At 66.0% G+C, this 15,266-nt stretch carries 16 protein-coding genes and 3 tRNA genes; 13 read left to right on the top strand and 6 right to left on the bottom strand.

The features are described from left to right. The first annotated feature begins 174 nt into the window (after positions 1–174). Complete coding sequence (locus DIE23_RS17410; RefSeq protein ID WP_124613273.1) at positions 175–438, top strand: hypothetical protein; 264 nt, start codon at positions 175–177, stop codon at positions 436–438. A gap of 510 nt (positions 439–948) precedes the next feature. Beyond that, positions 949–2,091, top strand: coding sequence for a porin (locus tag DIE23_RS17415; RefSeq protein ID WP_124613274.1), 1,143 nt, complete (start codon positions 949–951; stop codon positions 2,089–2,091). A gap of 108 nt (positions 2,092–2,199) precedes the next feature. Here DIE23_RS17415 and greB read toward each other — a convergent pair whose 3' ends face one another. Further along, positions 2,200–2,763: a transcription elongation factor GreB gene (gene greB / locus DIE23_RS17420; RefSeq protein ID WP_124613275.1), complete on the bottom strand. Its 564-nt coding sequence runs from the start codon at positions 2,761–2,763 to the stop codon at positions 2,200–2,202. A 130-nt stretch (positions 2,764–2,893) separates the two neighbouring features. Between greB and DIE23_RS17425 the strand changes: the two genes are divergently transcribed. Together DIE23_RS17425 and DIE23_RS17430 are read left to right on the top strand one after the other, a co-directional pair. Beyond that, positions 2,894–2,970, top strand: a tRNA-Arg gene (locus DIE23_RS17425). Positions 2,971–3,038: 68 nt separating this feature from the next. Next, a tRNA-Arg gene (locus tag DIE23_RS17430) sits at positions 3,039–3,115 on the top strand. A 176-nt stretch (positions 3,116–3,291) separates the two neighbouring features. Here the strand turns inward: DIE23_RS17430 and DIE23_RS17435 are convergent. The 4 genes from DIE23_RS17435 to DIE23_RS17450 all read right to left on the bottom strand — a co-directional run bounded on the left by DIE23_RS17435 (position 3,292) and on the right by DIE23_RS17450 (position 7,594). Continuing rightward, complete coding sequence (locus DIE23_RS17435; RefSeq protein ID WP_124613276.1) at positions 3,292–5,658, bottom strand: bifunctional (p)ppGpp synthetase/guanosine-3',5'-bis(diphosphate) 3'-pyrophosphohydrolase; 2,367 nt, start codon at positions 5,656–5,658, stop codon at positions 3,292–3,294. 63 nt (positions 5,659–5,721) lie between these two features. Next, positions 5,722–5,925 (bottom strand): DNA-directed RNA polymerase subunit omega, encoded by a 204-nt coding sequence (gene rpoZ / locus DIE23_RS17440; RefSeq protein ID WP_006025620.1) that lies wholly within the window; start codon positions 5,923–5,925, stop codon positions 5,722–5,724. 58 nt (positions 5,926–5,983) lie between these two features. Beyond that, positions 5,984–6,664, bottom strand: a complete 681-nt coding sequence (gmk, locus tag DIE23_RS17445; protein WP_124613277.1) for a guanylate kinase — start codon at positions 6,662–6,664, stop codon at positions 5,984–5,986. A 6-nt stretch (positions 6,665–6,670) separates the two neighbouring features. After that, positions 6,671–7,594, bottom strand: a complete 924-nt coding sequence (locus DIE23_RS17450) for a YicC/YloC family endoribonuclease (RefSeq protein WP_057928524.1) — start codon at positions 7,592–7,594, stop codon at positions 6,671–6,673. Between the two features lie 175 nt (positions 7,595–7,769). Between DIE23_RS17450 and rph the strand changes: the two genes are divergently transcribed. From rph to DIE23_RS17500, 9 genes are all read left to right on the top strand, one after another. Further along, complete coding sequence (gene rph / locus DIE23_RS17455) at positions 7,770–8,510, top strand: ribonuclease PH (protein ID WP_124613278.1); 741 nt, start codon at positions 7,770–7,772, stop codon at positions 8,508–8,510. After that, entirely contained in the window at positions 8,503–9,132 is a 630-nt protein-coding gene (rdgB, locus tag DIE23_RS17460) for an RdgB/HAM1 family non-canonical purine NTP pyrophosphatase (protein WP_124613279.1), read from the top strand. The genes rph and rdgB overlap by 8 nt, the downstream gene beginning before the upstream one ends. Positions 9,133–9,166: 34 nt before the next feature. Then, a complete protein-coding gene (gene hemW / locus DIE23_RS17465) occupies positions 9,167–10,381 on the top strand; it encodes a radical SAM family heme chaperone HemW (RefSeq protein WP_124613280.1) in 1,215 nt (404 codons plus the stop codon). Positions 10,382–10,423: 42 nt separating this feature from the next. Then, positions 10,424–10,511: transfer RNA gene (locus tag DIE23_RS17470), tRNA-Ser, on the top strand. 153 nt (positions 10,512–10,664) lie between these two features. Then, a complete protein-coding gene (locus DIE23_RS17475; protein ID WP_124613281.1) occupies positions 10,665–11,066 on the top strand; it encodes a hypothetical protein in 402 nt (133 codons plus the stop codon). Between the two features lie 157 nt (positions 11,067–11,223). Then, complete coding sequence (locus DIE23_RS17480) at positions 11,224–11,517, top strand: hypothetical protein (protein ID WP_124613282.1); 294 nt, start codon at positions 11,224–11,226, stop codon at positions 11,515–11,517. A 226-nt stretch (positions 11,518–11,743) separates the two neighbouring features. Next, positions 11,744–12,235: an energy transducer TonB gene (locus DIE23_RS17485; RefSeq protein WP_124613283.1), complete on the top strand. Its 492-nt coding sequence runs from the start codon at positions 11,744–11,746 to the stop codon at positions 12,233–12,235. Between the two features lie 289 nt (positions 12,236–12,524). Then, the gene (locus tag DIE23_RS17495) at positions 12,525–13,835 is read left to right on the top strand and encodes an MFS transporter (RefSeq protein WP_124613284.1); all 1,311 of its coding nucleotides are present in this window, start codon (positions 12,525–12,527) and stop codon (positions 13,833–13,835) included. Positions 13,836–13,937: 102 nt separating this feature from the next. Beyond that, the gene (locus DIE23_RS17500) at positions 13,938–14,117 is read left to right on the top strand and encodes a hypothetical protein (RefSeq protein ID WP_124613285.1); all 180 of its coding nucleotides are present in this window, start codon (positions 13,938–13,940) and stop codon (positions 14,115–14,117) included. A 56-nt stretch (positions 14,118–14,173) separates the two neighbouring features. Here the strand turns inward: DIE23_RS17500 and waaC are convergent, their stop codons facing one another. Beyond that, on the bottom strand, positions 14,174–15,172 hold the full coding sequence (gene waaC / locus DIE23_RS17505; protein ID WP_124613286.1) for a lipopolysaccharide heptosyltransferase I: 999 nt from the start codon (positions 15,170–15,172) through the stop codon (positions 14,174–14,176). Positions 15,173–15,266: the final 94 nt, after the last annotated feature.

Genomic DNA, 15,266 nt, shown 5'->3' on the forward strand with positions numbered 1-15,266 from the left:
TAATTGATTTGCATCAAAAACCTGTCATTATTACCGGGATCAGATCACCAATAATCGAAACCGTGAAAAACATACCGGGGACGAATCGAGTCGGTAAATTCCTCGGGTTTTTTCCGGGTTGCGAAGAACGAGGGACGTTGCGATGCTAGTGCAAGGCAATGGAAGGAGAAGGTCATGTGGCTGGACGGAATCAAGCGCTTCGCGAGCCGGCTCACACGCGTACGCCGCAAGTCCCGCGCGCTGGCCGAGTCCCGCGAAGCGCCGTGCGACACGGAGTTCGACCCGACCTGGCACGGCGATCATTGGCAGAACCTGCTGGCGTCACCGCTGGATGCCCGTCACTACGTGATGGAAGACTGGACATACACGCCGCCGCAGGCCGAAGCTGACGACACGCAGCCGACAGGCAAGCGCAAGCGGCGCTCGTACCCGCAGTAGGGATCGGTAGACAAGGGCGAAAAAAAAGCGCGACTGGGAAGTCGCGCCGACAAAGGTTTGGAGATCTTTTCCGTCAACGAAAAAGTCTGCTTCGGAAAGCAGAGATCGCAGTATAGCGAGAGAACATGCTTTCATTATCCATGCTCCACACAAACCTCTATTGCCGATGTGTCAATAATCGCGCTAGGCCTACCCTCGCCCGTCATTGATCGCCTGTCGCGATCGCGCAACGCCCGCGACACCCGATACGCAGTCCTGATCACCTTTTCCGCCTGCTGCGCTGCCGCAAAGTCTTGATGGCCGGGGCTCTCGGCGCATACGCTCATTCTTGCGAAATTCAAAATACAGTATTGCGGGAAGCAGTTTTCCTTTGCGCCCTGACCGATCCGTACACTGCAAATTGATATCCAACGAGGGTGCCGCGCCCCCACGCGCACGGCGTCGCCGACCTGCGACGCCGCCGATGCCCGCAGCAGGTTCGATCGACATCATCCTGTTTGGAGACAGATCATGAAAAAGACCCTGATCGTCGCCGCATTGGCGGGCGTGTATGCCACTGGCGCCCATGCGCAAAGCAGCGTCACGCTGTACGGCCTGATCGATGCCGGCATTACCTATACGAACAACCAGGGCGGTCACAGCGCCTGGCAGGAGACGAGCGGCTCGATCAACGGCAGCCGCTGGGGCCTGCGCGGCACCGAGGATCTCGGCGGCGGACTGAAGGCGATCTTCACGCTGGAAAACGGTTTCGGCATCAACAACGGCTCGCTGAAGCAGAATGGCCGCGAATTCGGCCGCCAGGCGTTCGTCGGGCTCGCGCATGAGAGTTACGGCTCGCTCACGCTCGGCCGCCAGTACGACAGCGTCGTCGATTTCCTCGGCCCGCTGTCGCTGACCGGCACCCAGTACGGCGGCACGCAGTTTGCACACCCGTTCGACAACGACAACCTGAACAACTCGTTCCGGATCAACAACTCGGTCAAGTACCAGAGCGCGAACTACGGCGGCCTGAAATTCGGCGCGTTGTACGGCTTCTCGAATTCCAGCGATTTCTCGAACAACCGCGCGTACAGCGTGGGCGCGTCGTACAGCTATCTAGGCTTCAACGTCGCGGCCGCGTACATGCAATTGAACAACAACATCAACGCGCTGGCGCTCGCGGCCAGCGACCCCGGCGCGGTGGCCGGCGACTGGACGTTCGCGGCCAGCCGCCAGCGCACCTGGGGCGCGGGCCTCAACTACACGTTCGGGCCCGCGACGGCCGGCTTCGTGTTCACGCAGACGCGCCTGACCGATTCGGCCAGGATCAGCGCCGGGCAGTCCGGCGTGTCGGGCGGCGTCCCGCTCGCCGGCGGCACGCGCTTCAACAATTACGAAGTGAACGGCCGCTACGCGCTGACGCCGGCGTTCTCGCTCGCGGGCTCGTACACGTACACCGACAGCCGTCTCGACGGCCAGACGCCGAGCTGGCACCAGTTCAACCTGCAGGCCGACTATGCGCTGTCGAAGCGCACCGACCTGTATCTGCAGGGCGAATACCAGCGGGTCAATTCGGACGGCCTGGCGATCGGCGCGAACATCAACGGGCTCGGCACCGCGTCGTCCACGAACAAGCAGATCGCCGTCACGGCCGGCATGCGCCACCGCTTCTGAGCGATGCGCTTGACCCCGGCCGTTCGGCCAGGACCGTCATGACGAAGCGCCCCACCCGGGGCGCTCGTTCGTTTCAGCGAAGCGCTGCGCGGATGCGCCGCTCCATGCTCACGCGCTGCCCGATGCCGGGTAGCGAACGTCGAGCACGTCGATCGGCTGGGGACCGGCCGGCGTCATCAGCGTGACGGTATCGCCGATCTTCGCCTTGATGAGCGCCCGCGCGACCGGCGAGATCCAGCTGACACAACCGCGATCGAGATCGACCTCGTCGATCCCGACGATGGTAACGGTGTGATCCTCGCCGTCCGGCGTCGCGTAATCGACGGTCGCGCCGAAGAACACCTGGTCGATGTTCTCCTGCCGGCTCGCGTCGACGACTTCGGCGAGATCGAGCCGCTTCGTCAGGAAGCGGATCCGGCGGTCGATCTCGCGCAACCGCCGCTTGCCGTAAATGTAGTCGCCGTTTTCCGACCGGTCGCCGTTCGACGCGGCCCACGACACCAGCCGTACGACCTCGGGACGCTCGACGTCGATCAGGTTCAGGAGTTCGTCCCTGAGCCGCTTGTGGCCGGCCGGGGTGATGTAGTTCTTCGTGCCCGCTGGAATCGCGGGTTGACTTGGGTCGAGATCGTCGTCGTCGCCGTCCGACTCTTTGACAAACGCCTTGTTCATGATGCAGATTCAACACGTGGATGACTGATGCTTCAAGGGTACACGAAGGCGGCCGCGCAAGATCGTGCGACATTTTTTGCGAATAAGGCTTCCCTTTTTATGCAACCCTGCTATACTTCCGCTTCTGCGTGCGGCTGTAGCTCAGTTGGATAGAGTACTTGGCTACGAACCAAGGGGTCGTGGGTTCGAATCCTGCCAGCCGCGCCACCTTTTTTCGAGGGCCTTCCCAACCGAAGGCCCTTTCAGTTCGAAGTTGTAGTGTTTTGTTTTTGCGTGCGGCTGTAGCTCAGTTGGATAGAGTACTTGGCTACGAACCAAGGGGTCGTGGGTTCGAATCCTGCCAGCCGCGCCACCTCAGAAGGGCCTTCCTCCGGGAAGGCCCTTTTTTCTTTTCCGCTCCCTCTTCTTTAGCCACCGCCCCGCTCGACCCGAGCCCGGTTGCCACCGCACAACATCGCCTCACCCGCAGCACAAATGAAAGCGGCGGCCCGTGGCCGCCGTCTCATTCGCGCGAGCCAGCGCGCAGCGTCAGTAATCCTGCCGCTCGCGCTCGATACGCATGCCGCCGTCGTGACGCGCATGCACGCTGTCGTCGGTCGAACGCTCGCGCATGATCCGCATCACATCCGGATTGGTCCGCACGCGGCGCATCACGTTCGCGAGATGCACGCGATCGCTGACCTGGATCACGAAGCGCAGCACCGTCGATTCGTGCGTCAGATCCTCATCCATCGCGATGTGCACGATGTTCGCGTCGGCCGACGTGATGTCCGCCGCGACACGTGCGAAGATGCCCTTCGTGTTCTTCACGAGCGCCTTCACCGCGACGTCGAACAGACGACCCGGCTGCGGCGCCCATTCGACGTCGATCCAGCGGCCCGGATCGCGGCGATGGATGCGCTGCGCGACCCGGCAATCGGTCGTATGAATCGCCATCCCGAGGCCGATACCGATATAGCCCATGATCGCATCGCCCGGAATCGGCCGGCAGCATGCCGACAGCTGCACGGACATCCCTTCGGTGCCGGTAATCACGACCGGCGGCGCATTGTGCGCGGGATGCCGCTCGGACCTCGGCAGATCGTCGTCCGCATCGCGGCCGCTCATCAGCACCTCGATGCGCTTGGCCATCACCGCGGCGACGCGGCGGCCGAGGCCGATGTCCGCGAAGATTTCCTGACGGCTCTTGTTGCCCGTCCACTGGACGAGCTTCTCCCACACCTCGGGGCCCACGTCGGCCAGCGCGAGCCCGTAACCCTTCAGGCTCTGGTCGACGAGCCGCTCGCCGAGCTGCACCGACTCGTTCAGGCGCATCGTCTTCAGGTAGTGACGAATCGCCGAACGCGCCTTGCCGGTACGGACGAAACCGAGCCACGCGGGGTTCGGCTTCGAATACGGCGCGGTGATCACCTCGACGATGTCGCCGCTCTTCAGCTCGGTACGCAGCGGCAGCAACTCGTTGTTGATCTTCACGGCCACGCACTGGTTGCCGAGATCGCTGTGGATCGAATACGCGAAATCGAGCGCCGTGGCGCCGCGCGGCAGCGCCATGATCTTCGACTTCGGCGTGAACACATAGACCGCGTCCGGGAACAGGTCGATCTTCACGTGCTCGAGGAATTCGCTCGAATCGCCGGCTTCGCTCTGGATGTCGAGCAGCGACTTCAGCCACTGGTGCGCGCGCTTCTGCACGTCGTTCAGATCCGCGCCGCCGTTCTTGTACAGCCAGTGCGCGGCCACGCCGGCCTCGGCGATCTCGTGCATCTTGCGCGTGCGCACCTGGAACTCGATCGGCGCGCCGAACGGGCCGACGAGCGTCGTGTGCAGCGACTGATAGCCGTTGATCTTCGGGATCGCGATGTAGTCCTTGAACTTCCCGGGCACGGGCTTGTACAGCGCGTGCAGCGCGCCGATGCACGTGTAGCAGTCGAGCGGGCTCTCGACGACGACGCGAAAACCGTACACGTCGAGCACCTGCGAGAACGACAGCTGCTTGTCGCGCATCTTGCGATAGATGCTGTAGATCGTCTTTTCGCGGCCGGTGATCTCGGCGTCGAGCTTCGCATCGCCCATCGCGCGCTGAGCGGCCTCGAGGATCTTGCTGATCACTTCGCGGCGGTTGCCGCGCGCGGCCTTCACAGCCTTCTCGAGCGTCGCGTAGCGATGCGGGTTGAAGTTCGCGAAGCTCATGTCCTGCAGTTCGCGATACGTGTTGTTCAACCCGAGGCGGTGCGCGATCGGCGCATAGATGTCGAGCGTCTCGCGGGCGACGCGGCGGCGCTTTTCCATCGGCACCGCGCCGAGCGTGCGCATGTTGTGCAGACGGTCGGCGAGCTTGACGAGGATGACGCGCACGTCGCGCGCCATCGCGAGCAGCATCTTGCGGAAGTTTTCCGCCTGCGCTTCCTCGCGGCTGCGGAACTCCATCTTGTCGAGCTTCGACAGGCCGTCGACCAGTTCGGCGACCTTCGGGCCGAACCGTTCGGCCAGCTCGCTCTTGGTTACGCCCTGGTCTTCCATCACGTCGTGCAGCAGCGCTGCCATCACGGCTTGCGCGTCGAGCTTCCAGCCGGCGCAGATTTCCGCGACGGCGACGGGATGGGTGATGTAGGGTTCGCCGCTCTGGCGATATTGACCGAGGTGGGCTTCGTCGCCGAAGTGGAACGCCGCCTTGACCTCTTTGATTTCATCCGGACCGAGATACTCGGCAAGCGCGGCCGTCAGTTTCGCAATCGAAACGACGCCATGCTTGCGCGGCTGCTCCGGAGTGGCGGTCGGCCCGAACAGATGCCGGAAGGACTGTTCGAGGACCGCGTCGATATACTGGCGCGCAGGCGACTGGGCCGTGGCTTCGGTGGTCGAATCCGCGGAGGCGGACGATGGGGTGGTGCTCATATTCGCCTCCAGGTCGAGTCGTTGCGCGCGTGAACTACATGGCTGGAACGGGCCGGATGCGCGTTACACCGGCACCTTCTTCAGCATCTCGACGCCAACCTGGCCGGCAGCGATCTCGCGCAGCGCGACGACGGTCGGCTTGTCGCGGCTCTCGATCTTCGGCGTATGGCCTTGCGCGAGCTGCCGCGCGCGGTAGGTGGCGGCGAGCGCCAGTTCGAAGCGGTTGGGGATTTGCTTCAGGCAGTCTTCGACGGTAATGCGAGCCATGTTGGTAATTCCTTCTGAATATAGTCCCTATTCTACCTTATGTCCCTCTACCCCCGCGTCATTCCGCGTGGGGCAAATGGATGCCGAGTTCGATGAACAGCTCGGCATGTCGCGCGTACTGCGAAGCAAAGCGCAGGCGCGTCGCCGCGACGATGCATTCGAGCTCGGCCAGCGCACGATCGAAATTCTCGTTGATCACGACGTATTCCGCTTCGGACGCGTGCGCCATCTCGCTGCCCGCGGCGAGCAGGCGTCGCGTGATCACGTTCGGCTCGTCCTGCCCGCGCTTCTTCAGGCGCTCCTCGAGCGCATCGAGCGACGGCGGCAGAATGAAGATGCCGACCGCGTTGCGGAACTGCTTCTTCACCTGCTGCGCGCCCTGCCAGTCGATCTCGAGCAGCACGTCGTGACCGATCGCCATCTGCTCCTCGATCCAGACGCGCGACGTGCCGTAGTAGTTGCCGTGCACTTCCGCGCTTTCGAGGAATTCGTGCGCGGCGTGGCGCACGCGGAAGTCCTCGACGGTCGTGAAGTGGTAGTGCTGACCGTCCTGCTCGCCCGGGCGCGGCTTGCGCGTCGTGTACGAAATCGACAGGCAGATGTCGCTGTCCTTCGACAGCAGCGCGTTCACGAGCGTCGACTTGCCGGCGCCCGACGGCGCGATGACCATGAACAGGTTGCCGGGATAGACGCCGCCGTGCAGCGCATGCGACGCGTGGCCGTGGTGGGATTCGGTCATGTTGCTTTACTCCAGGTTTTGCACTTGCTCGCGCATCTGTTCGATCAACAGCTTGAGCGCCATCGATGCGTCGGCCAGTTCCTTCGCCGCCGCCTTCGAGCCGAGCGTGTTTGCTTCGCGATTCAGTTCCTGCATCATGAAGTCGAGACGCTTGCCGACGCGGCCGCCCTTCTCGATCACGTGACGCGTTTCGTTCAGGTGCGCGGTGAGTCGCGACAGCTCTTCCGCGATGTCGATCCGGATGCCGTACATCGTCACTTCCTGACGAATGCGTTCCGCGGCTTCCTCGCGCGTGACGATCGCCGCGCTGCCTTCGGGCGCCGCGAGGCCGAGCGCTTCCTGCAGTCGCTCGACGATCTTCTGCTGATGCTTCGCGATCAGCTCCGGCACGAGCGGCGTGATGCGCGCGACGATGGCTTCCATCTCGGTGACGTTCGACAGCAGCATCGTCGCCAGCTGCGCGCCTTCGCGCGAACGTACGACGACGAGTTCACCGATCGCTTCCTTGCCGCATGCGAGCACCGCGTCACGGATCGCTTCCGCCGACACGCCGCTTTCGGCGAGCACGCCCGGCCAGCGCAGGATCTCGCCCGCGCGCAGGCGGCCGACACCCGGAAACGCATCGAGCACCGAGCGCTCGAGTTCGGCAAGCTGGCCGAGCGCCGACTGGTTCAGCGCGCCCGCGCCGATGCTCTGCTCGCCGCGCTGCAGGTTGATGCGCACGTCGACCTTGCCGCGCGACAGCTTGTTCATCAGCATTTCGCGCAGCGCGGGTTCGCACGCGCGCACGTCGTCCGGCATGCGGAAGTTCAGGTCGAGGAAGCGCGAGTTCACGGTGCGCAGTTCGACCGACACGCTGGTGCCGCCGTTGCCGGTGGCCGTCGCGAGTTCGCGCGTCGCGCTCGCATAGCCCGTCATGCTGTAGATCATGGTTCGTCTCGCCGTCTGGGTGCCCTTTTCGGGCGGGGATATGTCGAGGCGCCCGGCGCATTGCAAGGCGCGGGGCGGGAAGCGCGCATTATCCCATTTTTGCGCCCCACCCCGCCGGGCACGCCTGCCGTTCGGCGCTAAAATCGGGGTTTCCTCTTCCGTCCACGATTCCCCCATGACGTCTTCCCTGTCCCGCCCGAGCGGCCGCCGCGCCGACGAACTGCGCAAGGTCGCCCTCACGCGCCACTACACGAAACACGCCGAAGGCTCGGTACTCGTCGAATTCGGCGATACCAAGGTGATCTGCACCGCGAGCGTCGCCGAACGCGTGCCCGAATTCCTGCGCGATCGCGGCCAGGGCTGGCTGACGGCCGAATACGGGATGCTGCCGCGCGCGACGAACACGCGCAGCGACCGCGAAGCAGCGCGCGGCAAACAGACGGGCCGTACGCAGGAAATTCAGCGCCTGATCGGCCGCGCGCTGCGCGCGGTGTTCGATCTCGAGGCGCTCGGCCCGCGCACGATCCACATCGACTGCGACGTGATCCAGGCCGACGGCGGCACACGCACGGCGAGCATCACCGGCGCCTTCGTCGCCGCGCACGACGCCGTGTCGAAGTTGATCGCGGCCGGCAAGCTCGCGCGCTCGCCGATCACCGACCACGTCGCCGCGATCTCGGTCGGCGTGTACGAAGGCTCGCCCGTGCTAGATCTCGACTACGCCGAAGATTCGCAGTGCGACACCGACATGAACGTCGTGATGACGGGCGCCGGCGGCTTCGTCGAAGTCCAGGGCACCGCCGAAGGCGTGCCGTTCTCGCGCGCCGAGATGAACGCGCTGCTCGACCTCGCCCAATGCGGGATCGGCCAGCTCGTGCAGTTGCAGAAGGACGTGCTGGGCGCCGGCCATGTCTGACGATCGCACCCTCGCGCCGCTGTCGCGCATCGTGCTCGCGTCGAACAACGCCGGCAAGCTGCGCGAATTCACCGCGCTGTTCTCGACGGTCGGCATCGAGATCGTGCCGCAGGGCGACCTGGCCGTGCCCGAGGCGGAAGAACCGTTCGGCACGTTCATCGAGAATGCGCTGACGAAAGCGCGGCACGCGTCGCGGCTCACCGGCCTGCCGGCAATCGCCGACGATTCGGGCCTGTGCGTGCGCGCGCTGCGCGGCGCACCGGGCGTCTATTCGGCGCGCTACGCGCAACGCGCGGGCGGCGGCAAGGGCGACGCGGCGAACAATGCATACCTCGTCGAGCAGCTGCGCGGCGTCGACGACCGGCGCGCATACTATTGCTGCGTGCTCGCGCTGGTGCGCCACGCAGACGATCCCGAGCCGCTGTTCGCCGAAGGTCGCTGGGTGGGCGAGATCGTCGACACGCCGCGCGGCGAGCACGGATTCGGCTACGACCCGTATTTCCACCTGCCGTCGCTCGGCGCGACGGCGGCCGAACTCGAGCCGGCCGTGAAGAACACCCACAGCCATCGCGCGCTCGCACTGAAGGCACTGCTCGCGCGGCTCGCAGAGGAACCAGCATGATCGTCTTCGTCACGCATTCGCAGCCGGAGGCCGCATGAGCCAGGCGGCGGAAACCGGCGCGCGCGTCGTCGCGACCTTCACGTCGCCCGGGCAGGTACGGCTCACGTCGCTGCCGCCGCTCGCGCTGTACGTGCATTTTCCGTGGTGCGTGCGCAAGTGCCCGTACTGCGATTTCAACTCGCACGAGTGGAAAGGCGAGCGGTTTCCGGAAACCGAGTACCTCGATGCGCTGCGCGCCGATCTCGAACAGGCGCTGCCGCTCGTCTGGGGTCGGCAGGTGCATACGGTGTTCATCGGCGGCGGTACGCCGAGCCTGCTGTCCGCGGCCGGCCTCGACCGGCTGCTGTCCGACGTGCGCGCGCTGCTGCCGCTCGATGCCGACGCCGAGATCACGCTCGAGGCGAACCCGGGCACGTTCGAGGCCGCGAAGTTCGCGCAGTTCCGCGCGAGCGGCGTGAACCGCCTGTCGGTCGGCCTCCAGAGCTTCAACGAAGGCCATCTGAAAGCGCTCGGCCGCATTCACGACACCGCGCAGGCGCGCGCGGCCGTCGAGATCGCCGCGAAGACGTTCGACAACTTCAACCTCGACCTGATGTTCGCGCTGCCGAACCAGACGCTCGACGAATGCCGGGCCGACATCGAGACCGCGCTGTCGTTCGCGCCGCCGCATCTGTCGCTGTATCACCTGACGCTCGAGCCGAACACGCTGTTCGCGAAATTTCCGCCCGCGGTGCCCGACGACGACGCGTCGGCCGACATGCAGGAATGGATCCACGAACGCACGGCGGAAGCCGGCTACGGACGCTACGAGGTATCCGCGTACGCGAAGCCGAATCATCAGAGCAAGCACAACCTGAACTACTGGCGCTTCGGCGACTATCTCGGGATCGGCGCGGGCGCGCACACGAAGCTGTCGTTCCCGAACCGGATCCTGCGGCAGGCACGCTACAAGCATCCGGCCACCTTCATCGAACAGGCGATGGTCGGCACGCCGGTGCAGGAAGAGCGTGAAGTCGGCGCGCGCGACCTGCCGTTCGAGTTCATGCTGAACACGCTGCGGCTCGTCGAGGGCTTCCCCGTGCACAGCTTCGTCGAACGCACCGGCCTGCCGATCAGCACGATCGATCCGGCACTCAAGGAAGCGGAGCAGCGCGGGTTGATCACGCGCGATTTCGCGCAGATCGCGCCGACGCCACTGGGTCAACGTTTCCTCAACGACCTGCAGGAATTGTTCCTGCGTGACGATTGAGGCGGAACGAGGCGGCATTTCGGTTACAATGCCGCCTCGTGTGGAAGCGTGGCCGAGCGGTTTAAGGCACCGGTCTTGAAAACCGGCGACGGGAAACTGTCCGTGAGTTCGAATCTCACCGCTTCCGCCAGGAAGTTCGCCAAACCCCGTCGATTCATCGAACGACGGGGTTTTTTGTTTGTCCGCGGCGCGTCGCGCGCGGAGCCCGCCCCGCGTGCCGACACGTCGCGCCGGATGCCGTTACAATCCGGCGCTCCGATTCGCGAAACGGGAAACCCAAGTCATGAAGCCCTTCATCGCCTCGTCGCTCGTCGCCCTGCTGGCCGCCGTCGGCACGCAAGCAGCGGCCGCCGATTCCGCCTCCGGCACCGACGCGCAAACGCCGTCGTGCGCGATCGCGTACGTGAAGGGCGTCGGCGGCTCGCCGCGCAGCCTGCGCGAATATCTCGCGAGCCCGACGCCATACAACTACCTGAAGGAAAACGAGATCCAGTGCAAGGTGTCGGACGACGGGCGCGCATCGAACTGCACCGGCGTGACCTACATCCGCAACGAGCAGGTCAGCGTGTACGACGATTCCGACCCGGCGACGCTGACGGTCGTCGCGCCGGTGGAACTCGAGCACGGCCAGAAGTATCCCGTGATCCTCGTCGTGCAGCGCAAGGACGCGCGCTGCACGCGGTAAGGCGCGACACGGCACGCGCGACATTGCCGCAGGCGATGCGCGCAGGCCTCACGGGCCGGGCCGCCATCGCCTAGAATTCGATCAGCACGGCGACACGACCGCCGCCGCGACTCGATGCCGCCCGCGCCATCCGTGCGTGCGGCACACGGAGACCGCCATGACCGAACTGTCGACTGCGACGGATCACGTCGATTACGAAGGCTTCGAGATCCATGTGGTGCCGGCCCTCGTCCCCGGCAGCGACGCGCGTTACACCTATACCGGCTATGTCTGCCATCCGGGCGTGAATCCCGCGCTGCCCGATCATGCAGTGCCCTTCCATGCGGACGGTGAGGAAAGCTTCGCGAGCGTCGACGAAGCGGTTCGGGAAGCCGTGCACATCGGCAAGAGCATCATCGACGGCACGCATCCCGACCTGTCGGTGCTGTCGCTCGTCACGCACGGCTACTGACCGGGCCCGCCGCAACGCCGCCACTGCGCGCGACTCGCGTGCGCACAAGGCGTGCCTGCATCGCCACATGTCACGTCACATCGCGACGCCGCCCCGGCAGGCGGGCCGCCGAGTGCCATCATTTGCGAAGCGCTACGTCGCAGTTCGCGCGCTATGCGTTTCTCCCGATAACACGTCGTGCTTGGGCGCCTATCATTTTTTTATAGTCACCCTCCGGCACTCCTCCATGCCCTCTCTTCCCCACCCGGGCGTCGACCGGCTGCGCGTTGCCGCGCTGGTCGCCGCCGCCATGCTTGCCGCCTGCACGATCACGCCGCCGCCGTCGCTGCACTCGGTGCTGACGATCCCGTCGGTCACGCGCAGCGCGAATCGCGACCAGTATCGCGTGGAAGTCGCGCAATGCGTCGCCGAACACAATCCGTCCGGCGTATCGCACGGGACGCCGCAGGCGATGCTGCGCTCGCTCGTCGTCGTCGCGTTCACGGTCGATCGCAGCGGCCGCCTCGTCAATGCATCCGTCTATCGCAGCAACGGCGACAGCGAAGCGGAAGCGCTCGCGCTCGCATCGCTACGCCGCTCGGCACCGCTGCCGCCGCCGCCGGCCAAACTGCTCGATGGCAACGGTCGGGTCGAGATGATGGAAGGCTGGCTGTTCAACGATGACGGCCACTTCCAGTTGCAAAGCACCGCGTCGGCGCAGGCGCAATCGCTCGACTGACCTCGCGCCGCGTGCGATTGCCGCCATGTCGCGGCGCTGGCTATAATTTTCCGCAATCGCGCGGCCATCCTCCCGCGCGCGCGTTCGCGCGCCGCACCCGGCATGCGAGCCGACCACGCCGGCACCGGGCGGCGGCGACCTATCCGTCTCCATCGCCGACCGGCGGGTGACGTCCGCGCCACGGCGCGCGTCCACGCCGCCGCATCATCCGCTCGGCCGCTCCCGGCAGGCGTCCGCCTGCCCGAGCGCACGCCCAGCCGACCGCCCCAATGACAAAACGGAGACATCCATGTCCGCATCTCCCCCGGCCGTTGCACACGCAACCGGTTCGGCCGGCGCCGTCAGCCACCGGCGCATCGTGTTCGCGAGCTTCATCGGCACCGCGATCGAGTTCTACGACTTCTACGTGTACGCGACCGCCGCGGCACTCGTCATCGGTCCCGTGTTCTTCCCGCACGGCTCCGCGACCGCACAGGCACTGTCCGCATTCGTCACGTTCGGCATCGCGTTCATTGCACGGCCGATCGGCTCGTTCCTGTTCGGCCACTTCGGCGACCGCATCGGCCGCAAATCGACGCTCGTCGCGTCGCTGCTCGTGATGGGCGTGTCCACCACCGCCATCGGCTTCGTGCCCGGCTACGACGCGATCGGTGCGCTTGCACCGGTGCTGCTGTGCGTGCTGCGCTTCGGGCAGGGGATTGGCCTCGGCGGCGAATGGGGCGGCGCGGCACTGCTCGCGACCGAGCACGCGCCGCAAGGCAAGCGCGGCTGGTTCGGGATGTTCCCGCAACTGGGCCCGTCGGTCGGCTTCCTGATGTCGAACGGGCTGTTCTTCGCGCTCGCGCTGTCGCTGTCCGACGAACAATTCCGCAGCTGGGGCTGGCGCATCCCGTTCCTCGTCAGCGCGGTGCTCGTCGCAGTCGGCCTGTACGTGCGGCTGAAGATCACCGAAACGCCGGCGTTCCAGGCCGCCCTGGACCGCAACGAGCGCGTGCGCGTGCCGGTCGCGACGCTCGTCTCGCAGCACTGGCGGCCGACCCTGCTCGGCGCGCTCGCGATGGTGGTCTGCTACACGCTGTTCTATATCTCGACGGTATTCTCGCTGTCGTACGGCGTATCGGCGCTGCATATTCCGCGCCAGAGTTTCCTGGGCCTGCTGTGCTTCGCGGTGGTGTTCATGGGACTCGCGACGCCGCTGTCGGCGTGGGCGTCGGATCGCTTCGGCCGCAAGCCGGTGCTGGTCGTCGGAGCGACCGCCGCGCTGTTGTCCGGCTTCGCGATGGAACCGCTGCTCGGCAGCGGCTCGATACCGCTCGTCGCGCTGTTCCTGACCATCGAGCTGTTCCTGATGGGCGTGACGTTCGCGCCGATGGGCGCCCTGCTGCCCGAGTTGTTCCCGACCAACGTCCGCTATACGGGCGCGGGCGTCGCGTACAACCTCGGCGGGATTCTCGGCGCGTCGATCGCGCCGTACATCGCGCAGCTGCTCGCCACGCGCGGCGGCCTGTCGTGGGTCGGCGGCTACGTGTCGGTCGCGGCGGCGATCAGCCTGATCGGCGTGCTGCTGATGCGCGAAACCCGCTACGCATCGCTCGTCTGAGCCTTGGGGGCGCCCGGGGTTGTGCGGCGGGCGGTGCTGCCTATACTCGATCCGGGGGCGCCATCACGCGCCCCGGGATCCCTCCCTGAAGGAGCCGCCGCGATGAACATCCGCCTCGGCAACGCCGACCTCGTCCTGATCCTGGCGCTCGCGCTGGGTGGCGCCCTGCTGCTCGCGGCGCGCTTCCGGCCGAAAACCTGGCGCGGCCTCCTGTTCGAGGCGCTTCTCGCCAACCTGGCCGCCATCGCCGCGGTGGTCACGGTCGAAGCGCTGCTCGCCTGAACGCCTGGCCCCGCTTCCCTGGGGCCGGTTCACGCCGATAGCGGCTTGCGCGGGCCCTAGGCCGTCAGCCGATCACGCAGCGCGCCATAGGCCGGCCCGACCGTATCGATCGCGTCGAGTGCCTGCGCAACGGACGGCGGCGCGCCCGGTTCGCCGATCGACAGCGCATTCGGTGCGCCGCCGATGCCGCAATGGTGGCGCGAAGTCGCGACGAAAATCATTACAGTCGGCCGCTGCAGCGCGTGCGCCATGTGCACGAACCCGGTATCGACCCCCACCACGAGCGCAGCCCGGCCGATGGCCGCGCCCAGTTCGCGCACCGACATCGCGGGCAGCACGATGGCACCCGGCGCGCGCGCGGCAATGTCCTGCGCATCGTCGTGTTCGGCTGCCGATCCCCACGGCACCAGCACGCGCACGCCGCGCGCCATCATCTGCGTAGCCAGCGCGGCCCAGTGGTCGGCGGGCCATTGCTTGTCCGGATTGGACGTCGCGTGAAACAGCAGCATGAACGGCGCGCCGTCGGTCACCGCGGGCGGCAGGCTCGCATCCTGCGGCGGGACGATCCCGTATTCGGCGATGCCTTCGGGGACATAGCCCAGCGCCTCGCCGGCGCTCACGCGCATCCCGTGCCACGCGTCGCAGTCCGGCCGCGGGCCGAAGCGATGCGAGTACACGAAGCGGGCGCCCGTCTCGCCGAGATCCTGCGTCTGATAGCCGACGCGGCGCGCGGCGCGCGCGAGTGCCGAGATGATCGCGCTCTTGTAGACGCCGTGCAGGTCGATGACCGCATCGTAGCGGTGCGCGCGCAGCGCGCCGATCGACGCGGAGATCGCCTTCAGGTCGCCGCCGTTCCGGAGCTTCTTGAACCGCCGCAGCGGCGCGCAGAGCACCTTGCTCACGCCCGGGTGCCAGCGCACGACCTCGGCGCACGACTCGTCGACGGCCCAATCGACCGTCACGCCAGGAAAGGCACGGTGGAGGTCCGCGACGACAGGCAACGTCTGGACGACGTCGCCGAGCGACGTCACTTTCACGATGAGGATGCGTTTCACGTTTCTTGTTGGGAATGGGGAAGGGCCGGCCATTTGGTGATGCTAACGACGCTTGCCGCGCGGATACATTACACCAGCATTACATTTGCAACAA

Source organism: Burkholderia sp. Bp9143, assembly GCF_003853645.1.
GTDB lineage: Bacteria > Pseudomonadota > Gammaproteobacteria > Burkholderiales > Burkholderiaceae > Burkholderia.

Coding starts and splice junctions, on each gene's coding strand:
- DIE23_RS17410 (WP_124613273.1), top strand. CDS start 175: ATGTGGCTGGACGGAATCAAGCGCTTCGCGAGCCGGCTCACACGCGTA.
- DIE23_RS17415 (WP_124613274.1), top strand. CDS start 949: ATGAAAAAGACCCTGATCGTCGCCGCATTGGCGGGCGTGTATGCCACT.
- greB (WP_124613275.1), bottom strand. CDS start 2,763: ATGAACAAGGCGTTTGTCAAAGAGTCGGACGGCGACGACGACGATCTC.
- DIE23_RS17435 (WP_124613276.1), bottom strand. CDS start 5,658: ATGAGCACCACCCCATCGTCCGCCTCCGCGGATTCGACCACCGAAGCC.
- rpoZ (WP_006025620.1), bottom strand. CDS start 5,925: ATGGCTCGCATTACCGTCGAAGACTGCCTGAAGCAAATCCCCAACCGC.
- gmk (WP_124613277.1), bottom strand. CDS start 6,664: ATGACCGAATCCCACCACGGCCACGCGTCGCATGCGCTGCACGGCGGC.
- DIE23_RS17450 (WP_057928524.1), bottom strand. CDS start 7,594: ATGATCTACAGCATGACGGGCTATGCGAGCGCGACGCGCGAACTCGCG.
- rph (WP_124613278.1), top strand. CDS start 7,770: ATGACGTCTTCCCTGTCCCGCCCGAGCGGCCGCCGCGCCGACGAACTG.
- rdgB (WP_124613279.1), top strand. CDS start 8,503: ATGTCTGACGATCGCACCCTCGCGCCGCTGTCGCGCATCGTGCTCGCG.
- hemW (WP_124613280.1), top strand. CDS start 9,167: ATGAGCCAGGCGGCGGAAACCGGCGCGCGCGTCGTCGCGACCTTCACG.
- DIE23_RS17475 (WP_124613281.1), top strand. CDS start 10,665: ATGAAGCCCTTCATCGCCTCGTCGCTCGTCGCCCTGCTGGCCGCCGTC.
- DIE23_RS17480 (WP_124613282.1), top strand. CDS start 11,224: ATGACCGAACTGTCGACTGCGACGGATCACGTCGATTACGAAGGCTTC.
- DIE23_RS17485 (WP_124613283.1), top strand. CDS start 11,744: ATGCCCTCTCTTCCCCACCCGGGCGTCGACCGGCTGCGCGTTGCCGCG.
- DIE23_RS17495 (WP_124613284.1), top strand. CDS start 12,525: ATGTCCGCATCTCCCCCGGCCGTTGCACACGCAACCGGTTCGGCCGGC.
- DIE23_RS17500 (WP_124613285.1), top strand. CDS start 13,938: ATGAACATCCGCCTCGGCAACGCCGACCTCGTCCTGATCCTGGCGCTC.